Origin of the sequence: Actinomycetospora sp. CA-101289, assembly GCF_050955895.1 — a bacterium.
Lineage (GTDB): Bacteria > Actinomycetota > Actinomycetes > Mycobacteriales > Pseudonocardiaceae > Actinomycetospora.
In genome coordinates, this window is sequence record NZ_CP192093.1 from 5722524 (window position 1) to 5737727 (window position 15204).

Below are 15204 nucleotides of genomic sequence, written 5' to 3' on the forward strand. Positions count from 1 at the left end.
CCTTGTGAGACCGAGCCGACGGGCACCACCTTGCAAAGGTGGCCGATCGCCTTGACGGAGGCCTCTACCAGCAACGACGTCCTCGAACAGCGGCACACCGTCCTCCTGGGCAACACCGCTACACCACGTTTCGTGTCACGAGCCGTGTCACGACCCCGGGGGTCGGCCAGCGACGCTCAGCCGCCAGCGAATCGGACTCTCGCCGCCGCTTCCATGAACCGGGGGCCAGCGATGCGATTAGCTGCTACTTGTGGGCGGCGTCGTAGGCCTCGACGACGTTGCTCGGCAGGCGGCCGCGGTCGCTGACCGCCCAGCCACTGCTCTTGGCCCAGTCACGGATGGCCTTCATCGCTTCGCGACCGCGGCCCGCAGCGTTCGACACGGCACCGCTCGACGCCGAGGAGCGGCCTCGGCTGCCTGTGCCGGAGCGAGCGCGACCGCCCGTGCGGCGGGCGGCAGCGACGTAGGGGGCGAAGACCTCGCGCAACGCCTCGGCGTTGTCCTTGGCAAGGTCGATCTCGTAGGTCACCCCGTCGAGCGCGTACTCCACGGTCTCATCAGCTTCGGACTGCCCGTCCAAGTCGTCAATCAGCGAAACGACCGTCTTCTGCGCCATAACCGAGATCATCCGCGTGAAGATGGAGTTGTCAAGCTTCCTGCTTCCGCATTCAGCCGGGCGGTCGGAGATCGAGGACGAGAGGAAGGCGAGCCGCAAGCGCTTCGGCCTGGTGTCCTCAGCAGCGGCATGTAGAGCAACGGTTCTTGGTGCGGAACGTCCGCCAGCTCGCATGAAGTGCCGGTCATGGAGCGGGCCGCACCAACGGCGGCGAGGTCGGATGAGGGGCCGACGCTGCGCACCTCGGAGGTAGGACCTGCGAATTAATAGATCGCAGGAGTTCGGCTACTGCAACCTCTACCAGCAACAACACTGGCGTCGGCCTCACCGACCGGACCACGGAGCATCGTTAGCCGCCGGTTCGCACCACGACCCGCACCACGAGCCGTCGCGCATCCGCGGCGCCTGTCGGCTTCTTTCGACTGCGGTGGATTTCGGTGGGTCGCATGGGCTGGGCACCTGCTCACCCGCGTCAGTCGTGGACGGTCGAGGATGTCGAGCACGTCACCAGGGCGCGACGATCAGTGAGCTGAAGATGAGGCTGCGCGTGTTCGCGGCCTGGAAGGGAGCCCTCGATGGAGCTCGGCCGGCTGCGGGAGGTCCCGCTGCGGGAGGTCTGGAACCACGAGGCGCTGGACCTGACGCCCTGGCTGCTCACCCACGCGGACACCCTCATGGACGTGCTCGGCATCGATCTCGAGCTCTCCGGGTCGGAGCACCCAGTCGGCTCGTTCGCCGTGGACCTCGTCGGGCGGGACCAGACACATGACTGCGTCTTGATCGTAGAGAACCAACTGACCCCCACCGATCACGATCACCTCGGGAAGTTGGTGACGTACGCGGCCGGGACCGACGCCAAAACCGTCGTCTGGATCGCGCCGACGTTCCGCGACGAGCACCGGCAGGCCCTCGACTTGCTCAACGACCTCGCCGGTGACCGGGCTCGCTTCTTCGGCATCGAGCTCGCCGTGGTCGCGATCGGGGACTCGGCGCCCGCCCCGCTGCTGCGACTGCGGGCTCAGCCCAACGGCTGGCACGCCCGAGTCGCGACCGCGGCCCGCGCCGCCGCCCCGTCCTCCGCCCGCGCAGATCTATATCAACGCTTCTGGGTCCGCTGCCTCGAGCAGGTCCACCAGCGCCACCCGGGTTGGACCAGGAACCGACGACCCGGCGCCGCTAACTGGCTGCAGCTGCCCAGCCCGTTCCGAGGCGAGTCCTATTACGCCTTCACCTTCGTCGCCCAGCGCCGTGTGCGCGCCGAGCTCTACCTGGACGCCGCCGGCGACCCGACCCGCGTCGCCGATCTCTACGCCGCGCTGCACCATCACCGCGCGGAAATCGAAGGCGACTACGGCGGCCCGCTGAACTGGGAGGAACTACCCCACCGCCGAGCCAGCCGCATCGCCGATTACACCGATGGCGACATCACCGACACCGCCTCACACGATTTTCTCATCGCCTGGTTCGTCGACCACGGCGCGCGCTTGCGCACCGCGATCGACAGGGTCTCGACCCGCGTCCTCGCCGACATCGAGACATAGAAGCCGGTTATCGGGCCCGCTCGCGTGATGGGTGGTCGTCGGGCTACCTCGGGCGGGCCCCGGTGGCGGGAGGAGACGCTCGGTGCTGCCTCTCGGCCTCCACGCCCGCGTCCCTGGTTCAGGACGGCTCGGAGCCAGTGGGCGACAAGGGGCGGGGACCTCGTGGCAGCCGAGAGCCCCCACGACCGGCGCTGCCCGAGTCATCTCCCGCGGGGCCACCACGCACACACACGCCCACCGGCGCCATCCGCGCGTCACGCACACACACGCCCACCGGCGCCGTGCGCGCGTGCGGGCGCGGGTCCTGCCCGCGAACGACCGCCGCCCCTGGCGCCGGCGGCGTCCGGTTGCTGAGGTACCTGACTTGAGCGGCCCATCGGTGACGGCCGCGGAAGACGCGGTGCTCGAGGCGTGAGCCGAGGTGCCAAGACCGGATACGGGGAGATGCCGGATGAGGGCGATCGTGGTGACGGATCAGGCCGCGGGAACGGCTGGGATGACGCTGGCCGAGCGTCCTGAGCCGGAGGCTGCAGGGAACGACGTCCTCGTCGAGGTTCACGCGTCGGGATTCACCCCGGGTGAGCTGTCGTGGCCGTCGAGCTGGACGGATCGCCTCGGCCGTGACCGGACACCGTCGATCCCAGGGCACGAGCTGGCCGGGACGGTCAGCCGCCTCGGCTATGGAACGACGGGGCTGTCGGTGGGGCAGCGGGTGTTCGGCCTCACCGACTGGACTCGCGACGGCACCCTCGCGGAGTACGCGGCTGTCGAGGCGCGCAACCTCGCGCCGCTGCCGGGCGACGTCGAATCCACGGTGGGGGCGAGCCTGCCGATCTCGGGTTTGACGGCATGGCAGGGACTATTCGAGCACGGCCGTCTTCAGTCGGGCCAGAGCGTGCTTGTGCACGGTGCGAGCGGAGGCGTCGGCTCGATGGTGACCCAGCTCGCGCGAGAAGCCGGTGCCTACGTCATCGGTACCGGCCGGGCTGCCGACCGTCAGACCGCACTCGACTCCGGCGCGGCGGAGTTCGTCGACCTCGACAACGACCCGCTGGAAGACGTCGGCAAAGTCGATCTGGTGTTCGACGTCATCGGTGGAGACATCGGGAAGCGCTCGGCGGGGCTGGTCCGAGCCGGAGGAACACTGGTGACCATCGCCGGCCCGCCGGAGGTGCGGCCCGCGGGCGCCCTGGCGATCGACTTCGTCGTCGTGTCCGATCGGGCCCAACTGGTTGAGGTCGTCCAGCGGGTGCGGGACGGACGCCTGCGAACGGTCCTCGGCAACGTCGCGACCCTCGACGATGCCGTTGCGGCGTTCAATCCCACCGAGCGGGTGAAGGGAAAGACGATCATCCGCGTTCGCTCTTGAGGACTCGGCACACCCAAGCAAAGGACGACCCCGCTGAGCGAGAAGTCATCATTGCTCGGCGATCTCTCGGGCCGCGCCCGGTGGTCCGGCACAGCCCGCCCGCAGGGCCGTCGACGCGGCGCAGCCGGAAGATGTTCTGCGGCCCACGCTGGTGAGCGACGGGCGGATCAAACCCCGTGCCCGAGAACACTGAGCGACATAAGCCCCTGCTCATGATGGGTGGGCCCCGTGGGACTCGAACCCACAACCAACGGATTAAAAGAGCGCGGCTTCGTGGCAACTGCGGTGGTTGTGCCTGCTCAGGCTGACCCACACGACGGCGGTGCTGCCTGCGCTGCCCACAGTCGAGTGTGACTCGCAGTCAAACTCGCAGTCACTCAGTTAATCATGCCGGGCGGCGGCGCCCCGCGGGCGTCCTCGGCCCCGTCAGGGAAGCTCGATGAAGGGCAGGCCCACCGCGGCGAGCTTGTTCTGCAGGTGGAGGTCACTGGGTGGCGACGTAGCGCGCCAAGCCGGGATGGTCGGACTGCAGGCGCATCGCGGCGGCGACGAAGCGGTCATCGGGGACGTCGAAGTCCAGCCAGCCGGGGAGCCCCTCGCGGGCAGGCTCGCGGAAGTCGAATACCGCGTACACCTCGCCAACAACGCGCGCCCCGGTCCGGACGTCGCCATTGTCGCGCAGGCCCTTTTAGTTCCCCGGCGGCCTTCGGCTTGTTCTTCGCGGACGAATGCTGTCCTCCAAAGCCTCCTCCCGCCGGCGCTTCCGCGCGGCTTCCAGCCCCAGCACGGTCAGCGCGTACACGGCCCCGAGGATCAACAGGAAGATCCCTGTCTTCGTGATGACCAGCTGGACGCCGCCGAGTCCGAGGTCCGCGGCGGACACCAGGGTCAGCAGACCCAGCGCGAACAGATAAAACAGGGTGACCAGCAGGGCGTTCAGCGAGGTCGCCATCGTTCGGTCGCCGTAGACCTCGCGGAGGAAGTCGCGTCCGAGCCGGCGCAGGAGCTGACCCACCACCAGGACGACGATGATGCCGATGACCACGGTCACCACGTAGCTGGCTGTCGAGGCCGCCATCGATCACCGCCCTCGCCGAGGTCCGGAGCGCGATGGGTCCAGCAGCGACAGTGCCGGAAAGGGCTCAGAGCGCGCGACGCACCTCATCGAACACCCCCATCGTCGCCCCGCTCAACCGCCGTGCGGCCGCGGCACTACACCGCAGCCCGGGATCGGTCGCCTCGCCGGCCCCGGCGACGCTGCGCGCGCCCGCGAGGGAGGGCAGTTAGTCGCGTCTGGCGCCCTTCCACCCTGGCACCGCGAAGAGTCACCATGGGGACTGCGAAGGGCCCCACGTGCGACAGAGGGGATGACCCGTGATCGATCGCAGCACGCTTCGACTCTCGGCCGCGCTCCTCGTCGTCGGCTTCGTTCTCTACGTGGTGGTGGGCCTCTTCCATCCCGACGGTCCGGCCAACGACCACCCCGTGGTGTTCCTCGAGTACGCCAGCAGTCCCAGCTGGACCGTGGTGCACCTCGGCCAGTTCGCTGGCATGTCCGCGCTCATCGTGGGACTTATCGTCCTACGAGTCGCCCTCGGCGTGCAGGGAGGTGGTGCAGCATTGGTGGCACGGCTGGGAGCTGTCTTCGCGGCCATGGCACTGGGGCTCTACGGCGTCCTGCAGGGCGTGGACGGAGTCGCCCTGAAGCAAGCCGTTAATGCGTGGGCGACGGCGCCGGAGGCAGAGAAGGCTGCACGCTTCGCGAGCGCCGAGACGATCCGCTGGCTGGAGTGGGGCACGAGGAGCTATCACTGCTTCACGTTCGGCATCGCCTTGATCCTCCTCGGCGCCGCAGTGGCCATTTCGGCAAGGTTGCCGAAAGCCCTCGGGTACTTAATGGCACTGTCCGGTCTTGCTTATCTCGTGCAAGGTTGGGTGCTCGGCGCCGAGGGCTTCCCCGACAGCAACACGGTCGCAATCCTCGTCGGCTATGCCCTCCTCCTGGCGTGGACGGTCTTGCTCGTCGTGGTCGCCTCGAGAGCCAGGGGATCGCTCGAACCGAACACGCAAGAGCGAGCGATCTAGCCGCCCAGGCCGGGATCGATCTCTGCTCGGGTTGAAAGGGTCCCGATGGATGGCTGGACTCCCCGAGCCGGGCAGGCGATACGTTCGCTGCACTCATCCGTTCGGCCCTCTCTGGCCTTGACAGGCCGTGAGCAATGAGCGGAGAGTAATTAGTGGTTCGAGGTCGTTAGACCCGATACGAGCCGACGTCGACCCAGACCTCCGCCGGCGCCTTCTGCGGCGGCGGGGAGTCATGGTGGCCCATCGGGAGACGTCGCGACCCCCTCGCCGGCGGTTGGCGATCGTGGCCATCGATGCTTCGCGGTCCGCGCGCCGACCTGGTCGGTGCGCGGCGGCGCCAGGACCAGTGCGTTACCCCTGCGTGCCTCGCCTTCCGAAGCCGCCGACTTCTCCGCTTGGTCCTGGCTCTTGCTCCACCAGCCCACATGTCTCGCCGGACATGATTCCGTCGGCGCCCACGGCCCCAGGGTTCCCGGTGCGGGGCCCAGGGCTCCGAGGCAGGACCAACGACCACCGCCACGTCCTGCGCTCTGCGCGGCGACGCCAGCGCTTTCTGTCGAGGGGAACCCGATGACGGACCGCATCCAGAGACAGCCGATGCACCGCGACGACAGACCGGAGGGGATGTCGGACGCACCAGGATCGGGGGCGCACGATTCGATGCGCATGGCCAGCATCATCGCGGGCGTCGGGCTCCTCGTGATGTCCGCCCTCGCGGCCTTCGGCAAAGTCGTTGTCCTGGATGGTCTGGTCACCCCGGGAGACGGAGGCGCAACAGCCCGGGACATCACGGCGTCCGACGGTCGGTTCCGGCTCAGCATCCTGAGCCTGTTCTTGGTGATCGCCCTCGACGTGGTCGTCGCGTGGGCGCTGTACCGCGTCTTCAGCCCGGTCAGCAGAAGCATTTCGCTGCTCGCCGCGTGGATGAGGATCGTCTTCGCCGCGGTCTTCCTGGCCGCCGTCGGCCATCTCACCGGGGCGCTTCGCCTCCTCACCGGCGAGGAGTACCGCAGTGTGTTCGGCACTGACCAGTTGCAGGCGCAGGCGCTCCTGCAGATCAACACCTTCACCGACGTCTGGGGCGCTGGACTGTTCCTGTTCGGCCTTCACCTGCTGCTCCTCGGCTACCTGGCCTACCGGTCGGGCTCCGTTCCCAAGCTCCTGGGTGTCCTGCTCGCCATTGCCGGTCTCGGCTACGTCGTCGACAGTTTCGCCGCCGTCCTCTACGGCGAGTCCTGGACCGACGTCTCGAACTTCACGTTCCTCGGCGAGTTCCTGTTGGCGCTGTGGCTCGTGATCTTCGGGCGACGCCTGCTTGTGGACCGACCGCGGCGCCGCGAGGGATCTCGTTCCCTGGACAGCCATGACGTGACCGGCCCCGGCGCCCGGAGCATGACGGAGCGCCTGTCATGAAGGTCTGTGTCGTCGGCGCCTCGGGGAAGCTCGGCCAGTACATGATCCGACATGCGCTGGACCGCGGCCACGACGTGGTCGGCGTGTGCCGCGAGCAGAGCGTGCCGAAGCTCGACGCGTTCCGAGATCGCATCACGATCGTCCCGGGACCCACCGACGACCCCGCGGTCATCGCGCGAGCGGTGGCCGGATGCGCCGGGGTGCTGGTCGTGCTGGTGCCGCGAGGTGTCCACGGCTACGCGTCGGGGACGGCCCAAGCCGTTCTCGACCACGCGCCGGCCGGGGCTCGATTGATCTTCTCCTGCGGGTGGCACATCACCCGCGACGGCCAGGACGTCTACTCCTGGAAGCTCCGGGCTCTGGTGCGCATCGCCGGCCCGCTCGCCCGTCTCGCGCGTTTCGCTGACCTCGACGATCAGGTCGAGGCGTGCCGGCGGGTGTTCGACAGTGACACGCGCTGGACCGTCGTCCGCGGTAGCGACCTCGAGGAGGGCGAGAGTGAGGGCCCGCCGGTGTGGAGCCGCCACGTCGGCGACCCGGTGCTGGCGAGCAACCGCACGCGCCGTGTCGACTTCGCCCTGTTCATGGTGGACGCCCTCGAGAACGACGAGCTCGTCCACGAGACCCCTGCGATCGTCGGCAGGAGGACGCCCTCAGCCCTCGCGCACGCCGACACCACGTGACGCACTCGTCGATCCACCGGGGACGCGGAGACAGCCGCTGCCGGCCTCATGGAGCGCCCCGCCCGGTCACCTCTCACCCTGCACCGCGATGCGAGATCGCACGACCGTCGCGGTTGGTCCCACCACGATCCATGAAGGAGTGTTGTGATGATGGGTTCTCGAATCGTCGGGGCAGCGCGCCGCGAGGAGCACCGGCCCAGCGCCGGCGATCAGGTGTCGCTCGTTCGCCTGTACTTCCTGCGGGTTGGGTATCTTATCTTCGCCGTCGGGCTCGCCCTGACGAAATGGCCGCTGTTGTTCAACCACGCCCAGCCCTGGCCCCTGATGGACGGCGTCGAGACCTCCATGCTGGTGGCGTTGTCCCTGCTCGCGTTCCTGGGAATTCGATATCCCCTGAAGATGCTGCCCGTGCTGTTGTTCGAGTGCGGCTGGAAGCTGGTCTGGCTGCTTGCCGTAGTGCTACCGCTGTGGACCGCCGACCAGATCGACCCGGCCACTCTCAGGGTGGTCTCTACCTTCCCCTGGGTCCTGATCGTCGTCGTCGTCATTCCCTGGGGTTACGTGTTCCGGCAATACGTGACGAACCGCGGGGACCGGTGGCGCTCGACGCCGTCGCGCTCGATCGACGAGGACGGCCCCCCACGGTCCCGAGGCGCTCAGCCTGAAGTCGACGCCGGGGTCTGAATCGTGGACCTCGACACCGACCACCCTCAGATCGTGGGACGGGCACCGGCGCGGCGCCGCCGAACCATACGGGCGCCCAGGTCGGGGAGCCTCCTCATCGCTGCGCTTCGGACGGACAACCCATGACCTCGACCGCTCCACCCCGCTTGGCCGGCTCCCGCCCCGGCGGCGCGCGCTCGATGACCCTGAGCTGGGCGCTGTGGACCGCGGGCTTCCTGGCGTTCCCCCTCGCCGGACTGGCGGGAACGGGCGTCGTGGGCCGCGTCGACGGCCCCGTCGCCGCCCTGCTCGGCGGGACCGTCACGGGACTCGTCGTCGGTGCCGGCCAGGCCCTCATGGCGCGACGGCGGCTGCCCGCGCTGCGCTGGATCACCGCGACCGCAGTCGGGATGGGGGTGGGCTTGCTGCTGGGTGCCACGGCGGTCAGCTACGGCACCACGCTGCGTGAGCTCGCCGTCCAGGGCGCGCTGACCGGTCTGGTCGTCGGCCCGGCCCAGGCCCTCGCCCTCCACGGCCGCACCGGACGACGACTCCGCTGGACGTGGGCGGCCGCGGCACCGCTGCTGTGGGCACTGGGTTGGGCGGTCACCACCGTGGGCGGCATCGACGTCGAGGCGCAGTACACCGTCTTCGGTGCGTACGGCGCGATCACCTACAGCGCCCTGGCGGGGCTCCTGGTGATCCGCATCCCTCCCCGCTCGGGCGCCGAACCTCCACTCACGTCCTGATCCCACCCGTTCGGCACCGAACAGATGTCGGAGGTCCACCACACCGAGGAGAAACCCGGACATGGCCACGTTGAACATCCCACCCGCGAACGACCCCACCACTCGCCCCACCCGATCGGCAGCTGACGGGGCGACGACCTCGGCTGCGCCGGAATCCGGCGGCCCGATGCCCCTGGGCGGGCCGACGAGAGCATCCACGAGAAGGACCGCGATTCTGGTCGGACTGCTCTTCCTCACCGCCACCGCCGCGTTCATCGGCGCCGGCACGCTCACCGGCGGGGTCCTGGGCCGACCCGATTTCCTGCTCGGCGCCTCCGCCGACACGCCCGCCCTGGCCACCGGCGCACTGCTCGTGGCCGGACAGTTCGGCGTCGTCGGCATCGCTGTCCTGCTGTTCCCCCTGCTGAAGCCCTACGGCGCGTCGCTGGCCCAGGCCCACATCGGCTTCCGGGTCGCCGAGCTCGCGGCGAGCCTGTTCTACCTGGCCGTCCCGCTGCTGGTGATCGAGCTCGGAGCCGGACTCCGCGACGGCAGCATCGACCCCTCGATCTCGACCTCACTCGAGGCGCTGTTGCAGGCGCAGTACAGCGTGGCGCTGATCATGATCTACCTGGTCAACACCGCGGCCGGGATGTGCATGGCGACGCTGCTGTACCGCTCGAGGGTGATCCCGCGCTGGCTCGCGGTCCTCGGCTTGATCAGCTACCCGACGTTGCTGGCGGGCTGCGTCCTCGACCTGTACGGCCTCGTCGACGTGACCCAGGGCGTCGGCCTCGTGGCGCTGCTCCCTGGCGCCCTGTTCGAGCTCATCCTCCCGATCTGGCTCATCGTCAAGGGCTTCACCTTCCCCACCGGCCCCGCCGGACGCGTCACCCCGACACTCACCTGAGGCGTCCAGCACGTGTCGGTTGCGCCGGCCCACGATCCCCTGGCGAATCGTGGGCCGCCGATCCCGGATGAGGTCGTGTGGGCCCAGATCAGCCGTTTCTGAGCGCAGACGGCAAGGGCAGGCCGTTTCGTGGCCACGACAGGTGATCAAGGGATCGTGATCGCGAACGCGCGGGCTCGTGGCGGGACCTACCCGAGCCGTTCGTGGCCACGTCGTGGCGTGCTGCAGCCGAAGCCGACGCCCTCAGCCGGATGTGACTGGCCGGTCAGCATGGCCTCCGACTCGCGGGTGCACCGCCGGGCCACCGCAAGCGGTCCTGCGAGTCGCCCTCCTCGGGCTACACGTGCACAGGCCGCGGGTCCAGGTCCTCTTCCATGTAGGACCCAAGCTCGGCAGCCTCCAGACAGATTGCAACTGATCCATTGCGCTAACTCACGCTGTCGGCGTCTTGACCGTCTCGTGTCGAGAGTTGAGTCGAACGGCGGATAGGCGTTGACAGCGCCGAGCGAGACCTTGGTTGACTCACCTGAACGAACGGAAGCCATCTTCGAACTAATCAGCCCTATTTGCCAAGCGAGGATCCAAAGATCACCACATCTCCATTCGTTGCCTTCAACCGAAACTCGCACCAGGAGGACGTATGACGACTGCTCCAGTGGACACGACGGAGCGACCCCCGCTGAACACGAGGAAGATCGCCACGCTGACGGGTTGGTTGATGGTGGTCACCTTCGTGACCTCGATCCCCGCGTACTTCATCCTCTACGCCCCAGTGCGGGATGACCCCGGGCTCATCACCGGAGCTGGAGCCGACCCCACCGCGAGCGTGGCTCTGGGTGCTGTCCTCGAACTCATCCTCATCGTCGCCGGCGTCGGCACGGCCGTCGTGCCGTACGTGGTCTTCAGGCGGTATAGCGAAGGTCTCGCTCTGGGCTACGTCGCCGCGCGCCTCGTCGAGGGCACCTTCATCGCCATCGGGATCATCAGCCTCCTCACGTTCCTGTTCATGCGACAGGAAGCCACGGCTGCCACTGACCCCGCTCTCGGCGAGGCTTTCGTCGCGATCTACGATCGGGCGTTCCTGATCGGGCCAGGCATCTTCGCCGGCGTCGCGAACGGAATGATCCTGGGCTTCCTGATGTATCGCACCGGCTTGGTGCCACGAGGCCTGGCGATCCTGGGCCTCATCGGAGGACCACTACTCGTCGCCTCGGCAATCCCCATCATGTTCGGCGTCATCGAGCGTGGGTCCATATGGCAGGGCCTCGCAACGATCCCGGAGTTCATCTGGGAGCTGTCATTCGGGATCTACCTCATCGTCAAGGGATTCAAGCCAGCCCCGGTGCCGGCTGGGGCCAGCGGACCCGTCGCACGGGGTGCCGGATCGTAGTCGACCCTAACCAGCGGGGTCCTGGCCACGACTGCCGAGTCCCAGAGCACAGAGCACCTCCGGTGCTCGGGGTACCGGTCGGGCCCCGACGCGTCGTCACGTGCGGAGGCGATGGCCCACCGCTCCACATCTTCAAGCGAAACACGTCCCATAGCGGATGCGCCGCCCAGCCCGCGACGAGCCGCCACCGCGAGCCGCGACGCGCCCAGTCCCCGTACACGATCACGCCAGCCGCCTCAGCGGTGATTCAGCCGCCGCCGGCGTTGGCGGCGAACCCGATGTAGACACCGGCGGCGACATGACTCACAGCAGCCTGATTCTGAGGCGACCTCGCCGACGTGCTCCGCGGTGTCCCGCTGACCTCGAGCCCGAGCGCCGCGTCGGCGATCGCGCACCCGGCGAACGCTCCCCAGTGCCGCTGCGATCGCGGCTGCCTTCACTCCGGTCGTCATTCGTTCCTCCTCTGGTCGTGAGTCGGTTCGTGTTTTCGGACGGGTCAATCGACGTCGCTACGGACGAGGCGCACGCCGGTCGCGAGCAGCCAGACGAGCCAGGCGGCTAGCCCGAGGAGCCCGACGAAGATCAGCGCCGAGCCGTCGGCGATCGCGAGGTTGCCGAGCCCCGCGGCGAGCAGCAGGCTCCCGCCCACCAGGCCCAGCAGGCGCTGCCAAGCCGGAGTCAGCCCGCTCGCGTGCGCGGCGAGGGCCGCGCCGATGAAGGTGGTGCCGAGCGTCGGCAGCGCCAGCGCGAACGCCGCCGCGTGAACCTGCCAGACGAGCTCGAACGTGGGCGTCGGCTCGGCGAGCCCGTCGGCGGAGAGCGCGAGCCCGATCTGCAGGGCGTCGCCAAGCGCAAAAATGGCCGACAGCGTCGCGCCAGCAGCCAAGACGAGGCGCGACCAGTCGGCGCCCGCCCCACCGCGCCGCTCCACGAGGCCGTGCAGGCCCGTCACGAACACGAGCAGCAGCGGCAGGCTCAGGCCGATCGCACTGGACGCGATCGCGACCGAGACGCGGTTGGCCGCATAGTAGGCCAGCACTTCCTCGATCGGATAGCCGAAGGCCGGCGCGCCCGTTCCCGCCAGCACCGCGTTCTCTACCGCCACCGACACCGCGAACGCGATCGCCGCGGCGCCGACGAGCCGGCCTCGAACGAACCGACTGCGGGCGTTCTCCCTGGTTGCCCCTTCCACGCTCATCGCGACTCCTCGCGCGGAGTGGGTCTGAGGTGTTCTCATCACAATGCTCCTTGGCTTGATCGGGTGGGTGCTCCACCTTCACGGATGCCAGCGGCGGGCACATCAGCCCCGGGAGCCTCATTCAACCTGGCCGTTGGCCCAGCCGAGCTCTTGTACTTTCGGCGGATATCTTGCTAGTCACGCAGCATTCGAGGCCTATCGGCTACGGCGCCAGCCCAGGACCGCGCGATCGACGTAGGTGCTGATGCTCTCGACAACGTCGGTGGAGGATCGAGGAGCCACTGAAGCCCGATCCCGTCGAGGACAGCGGTGCGACCAGGCGTACCTCGACGTCGATCTGCCGTACCGGGGGCGGTCCGAGCGGCTCGGGCTGCGTCGGGTCCTGCGCGATGATCTCTAGGTACCTTGTCGGTCCCAGCGCCAGCAGATTGTTGTGTGTGCCTTGACCCAACTCACCCTGACACATAGGGGCACCCGAAGTGTCCGACGCTAGCCCTCAGAACCGCGCGCTGTATAGCCCGTCATCCGGTGAGAGGACGCAGCGTCCCTCCGAGGGGTACACGCCGCTTTGCGACGCTGTGGGGGGTTGCGGCGAACGGCGGCGGGAGCCTTTGCGGCGTCAGATGCGGCCGGTCTCGTGGGCCCACATGGCGACCTCGACGCGGTTTCGGGCGCCGAGCTTTCGCATGAGGCTGGCGAGGTGGGCTTTGACGGTGCTCGGGGTGATGTAGAGCTCGCTGGCGATCTCATTGTTGGTGCGGCCTTGGGCTACCGGCACGAGGACTTCCTCCTCGCGGGCGGTGAGCGGTTCTATCGGCTGCCTCGGTGGTGAGGTCTGTGCGTGGGCGAAGGCTGCGAGCAGTCGGACAGTCACGCTGGGTGCGATCAGTGCGTCGCCGTCGGCGGCGGCGTGGATGGCCTGGGTCAGCAGGGCGGGTCCGGCGTCCTTGAGCAGGAACCCGCGGGCGCCGGCTTTGAGCGCCCCGTGGACATACTCGTCGAGGTCGAAGGTGGTGATGACCACGATCGGCAGGGGGTCGGTGACGTCGGGGCCGGCGAGGCGTCGGGTGGCTTCGATGCCGTCCATCAGCGGCATGCGGATGTCGAACAGGCCGACGTCGGGGCGCAGCTGGAGCGCCAGGCGGACTGCCTCGCGCCCGTCGGCGGCCGCGCCGACCACGTCGATGTCGGGTTGGGCGTCGAGCAGCATCGTCAGCCCGGTGCGCACGATGGGCTGGTCGTCGGCGATGAGGACCTTGATGCTCATCGTGGCGTCCCGGTTCTGGGCAGGACCGCCTCCACCCGCCAGCCCCGCTCGGCGGCGGGGCCGGCGTGAAAGGTGCCGCCGAGCAGTGAGGCGCGTTCCCGCATGCCCACCAGGCCGTAGCCTGCTGGGGCGCGGCCGCCAGCGGCGGAGCCGTCGTCGTCGATGGTCAGCCGTACCTGGTCGGGGTCGCCTGTGACGGCGACGGTGACCTGGGTCGCGTGGCGGGCGTGCCGCCGAGCGTTGGTGATGGACTCCTGGGCGAGGCGGTAGATCGCGGCCCCGACCGCCGGGCTGAGACCGTCGAACTCGCCGGAGAGGTTCACCTCGACGCAGGGACGCGTCTGGCCATCGGTGGCGAGCTGCTCGACCTCGGCCACGCCGGGCTGGGGCGCGAACTCGGTGTCCTGTGTGGCGCGGAGCACGCCGACGATGGCGCGCAGCTCGGTGAGGGTGCGGGTCGCTGCGTCCTCGATGACGACCAGGGCCTCGACGGCACGCTCGGGGTGGGAGGCCGCGATGGCACGACCTGCTTGGGCCTGGATGGCGATGCCCGAGACGTGGTGGGCGACGATGTCGTGGAGCTCGCGAGCGAGCTGTTCGCGTTCGCGGGCCTTGGCGTGGTCGATGTCTCGGAAGCGGATCTTCGTCCGATAGCGGATCGCGGCGCCGAGCGCGGCGGCGAACAGGAAGAACGCATACCCCGCGACCGTCTCCGCCAGGCTCATGGGGTCGGCGACGGTGGTGATGGGCAGCCAGAGCAGGATGAGGCCGAGGCCGCTGGCGGCTTCCCTACCGGAGCCCCACCGGAACAGGGCGTAGGCCAGGATCAGCGTCGCGGAGATGCTGTTCAGCAGGGCGCCGCGTGACTCGGTGAGGATTCTGACGATGTCGACGATCGTCAACGTGCCGAAGGAGACCGCGACCGCGACGAGCGGGTGCGTGCGTCGCCACGGCAGGGGGCCGAGGACCGCGAGCACCGCGAGCAGCAGCAGCGGGCGCGGCGCCAGGTCCTGGCGAAGCACCACTTCCGCCACCGACCAGCAGGTCAGTGCTGCGACCAAGGCCCAGTCCCGCGGCCCCCGATTCGGGGCATTCGTGGGTCGAGGTTCGGCCCACAGCGAGCGGAGTGCGTGGGTGGCCACCTGGTCAGCCTAGGCAGCCCGCGTGCTCGGCGTATCCGCCGGAAAGTACAACAGCTCAGCTGTGCCTGTTCATTCCGGCCAGACGTGGTGGGCCCCGTGGGACTCGACCCACAACCAACGGATCAGAAGATCGCCGCACCCCGACGCCTACGACCTCTACCACCGACAACAGCATCAGTTCCGGTCTCACTGAACCGCC

The 15204-nt window shown here is 68.8% G+C and carries 15 protein-coding genes; 9 read left to right on the forward strand and 6 right to left on the reverse strand.

What is annotated here, in order from left to right; translation table 11 throughout:
• Positions 1 to 244: 244 nt before the first annotated feature.
• A complete protein-coding gene (locus tag ACQPX6_RS28510; RefSeq protein ID WP_433788387.1) occupies positions 245 to 616 on the reverse strand; it encodes a histone-like nucleoid-structuring protein Lsr2 in 372 nt (123 codons plus the stop codon).
• A gap of 575 nt (positions 617 to 1191) precedes the next feature.
• Here ACQPX6_RS28510 and ACQPX6_RS28515 point away from each other — a divergent pair.
• On the forward strand, positions 1192 to 2157 hold the full coding sequence (locus ACQPX6_RS28515; RefSeq protein WP_433784133.1) for a DUF4268 domain-containing protein: 966 nt from the start codon (positions 1192 to 1194) through the stop codon (positions 2155 to 2157).
• Between the two features lie 451 nt (positions 2158 to 2608).
• Positions 2609 to 3526, forward strand: a complete 918-nt coding sequence (locus ACQPX6_RS28520) for an NADP-dependent oxidoreductase (RefSeq protein WP_433784134.1) — start codon at positions 2609 to 2611, stop codon at positions 3524 to 3526.
• 484 nt (positions 3527 to 4010) lie between these two features.
• Here the strand turns inward: ACQPX6_RS28520 and ACQPX6_RS28525 are convergent, their stop codons facing one another.
• Together ACQPX6_RS28525 and ACQPX6_RS28530 are read right to left on the reverse strand one after the other, a co-directional pair.
• Positions 4011 to 4160, reverse strand: coding sequence for a hypothetical protein (locus ACQPX6_RS28525; RefSeq protein WP_433784135.1), 150 nt, complete (start codon positions 4158 to 4160; stop codon positions 4011 to 4013).
• A 54-nt stretch (positions 4161 to 4214) separates the two neighbouring features.
• Complete coding sequence (locus tag ACQPX6_RS28530; protein ID WP_433784137.1) at positions 4215 to 4580, reverse strand: hypothetical protein; 366 nt, start codon at positions 4578 to 4580, stop codon at positions 4215 to 4217.
• Between the two features lie 320 nt (positions 4581 to 4900).
• Between ACQPX6_RS28530 and ACQPX6_RS28535 the strand changes: the two genes are divergently transcribed.
• The 7 genes from ACQPX6_RS28535 (at position 4901) to ACQPX6_RS28565 (ending at position 11398) form a co-directional block, all read left to right on the forward strand.
• A complete protein-coding gene (locus ACQPX6_RS28535) occupies positions 4901 to 5611 on the forward strand; it encodes a hypothetical protein (protein ID WP_433784138.1) in 711 nt (236 codons plus the stop codon).
• Positions 5612 to 6277: 666 nt separating this feature from the next.
• Complete coding sequence (locus tag ACQPX6_RS28540) at positions 6278 to 7024, forward strand: DUF4386 domain-containing protein (protein WP_433784140.1); 747 nt, start codon at positions 6278 to 6280, stop codon at positions 7022 to 7024.
• A complete protein-coding gene (locus ACQPX6_RS28545) occupies positions 7021 to 7707 on the forward strand; it encodes an NAD(P)-dependent oxidoreductase (protein WP_433784141.1) in 687 nt (228 codons plus the stop codon). The genes ACQPX6_RS28540 and ACQPX6_RS28545 overlap by 4 nt, the downstream gene beginning before the upstream one ends.
• Before the next feature lie 147 nt (positions 7708 to 7854).
• Positions 7855 to 8391, forward strand: a complete 537-nt coding sequence (locus ACQPX6_RS28550) for a hypothetical protein (RefSeq protein ID WP_433784142.1) — start codon at positions 7855 to 7857, stop codon at positions 8389 to 8391.
• A 122-nt stretch (positions 8392 to 8513) separates the two neighbouring features.
• Positions 8514 to 9119 carry a hypothetical protein gene (locus ACQPX6_RS28555; protein WP_433784143.1) on the forward strand — a complete coding sequence of 202 codons (606 nt, stop codon included), beginning with the start codon at positions 8514 to 8516 and terminating at the stop codon, positions 9117 to 9119.
• Positions 9120 to 9285: 166 nt separating this feature from the next.
• Complete coding sequence (locus tag ACQPX6_RS28560; protein WP_433784144.1) at positions 9286 to 10008, forward strand: DUF4386 domain-containing protein; 723 nt, start codon at positions 9286 to 9288, stop codon at positions 10006 to 10008.
• Between the two features lie 655 nt (positions 10009 to 10663).
• Complete coding sequence (locus ACQPX6_RS28565; RefSeq protein ID WP_433784146.1) at positions 10664 to 11398, forward strand: DUF4386 domain-containing protein; 735 nt, start codon at positions 10664 to 10666, stop codon at positions 11396 to 11398.
• A gap of 496 nt (positions 11399 to 11894) precedes the next feature.
• On the opposite strand, the gene ACQPX6_RS28570 is transcribed toward ACQPX6_RS28565, so the two are convergent.
• The 3 genes from ACQPX6_RS28570 to ACQPX6_RS28580 all read right to left on the reverse strand — a co-directional run bounded on the left by ACQPX6_RS28570 (position 11895) and on the right by ACQPX6_RS28580 (position 14924).
• Positions 11895 to 12596 carry a hypothetical protein gene (locus ACQPX6_RS28570; RefSeq protein WP_433784148.1) on the reverse strand — a complete coding sequence of 234 codons (702 nt, stop codon included), beginning with the start codon at positions 12594 to 12596 and terminating at the stop codon, positions 11895 to 11897.
• Positions 12597 to 13215: 619 nt separating this feature from the next.
• The gene (locus tag ACQPX6_RS28575) at positions 13216 to 13863 is read right to left on the reverse strand and encodes a response regulator (RefSeq protein WP_433784149.1); all 648 of its coding nucleotides are present in this window, start codon (positions 13861 to 13863) and stop codon (positions 13216 to 13218) included.
• A complete protein-coding gene (locus ACQPX6_RS28580; RefSeq protein ID WP_433784150.1) occupies positions 13860 to 14924 on the reverse strand; it encodes a sensor histidine kinase in 1065 nt (354 codons plus the stop codon). Before ACQPX6_RS28580 ends, ACQPX6_RS28575 begins: the two co-directional genes overlap by 4 nt.
• Positions 14925 to 15204: the final 280 nt, after the last annotated feature.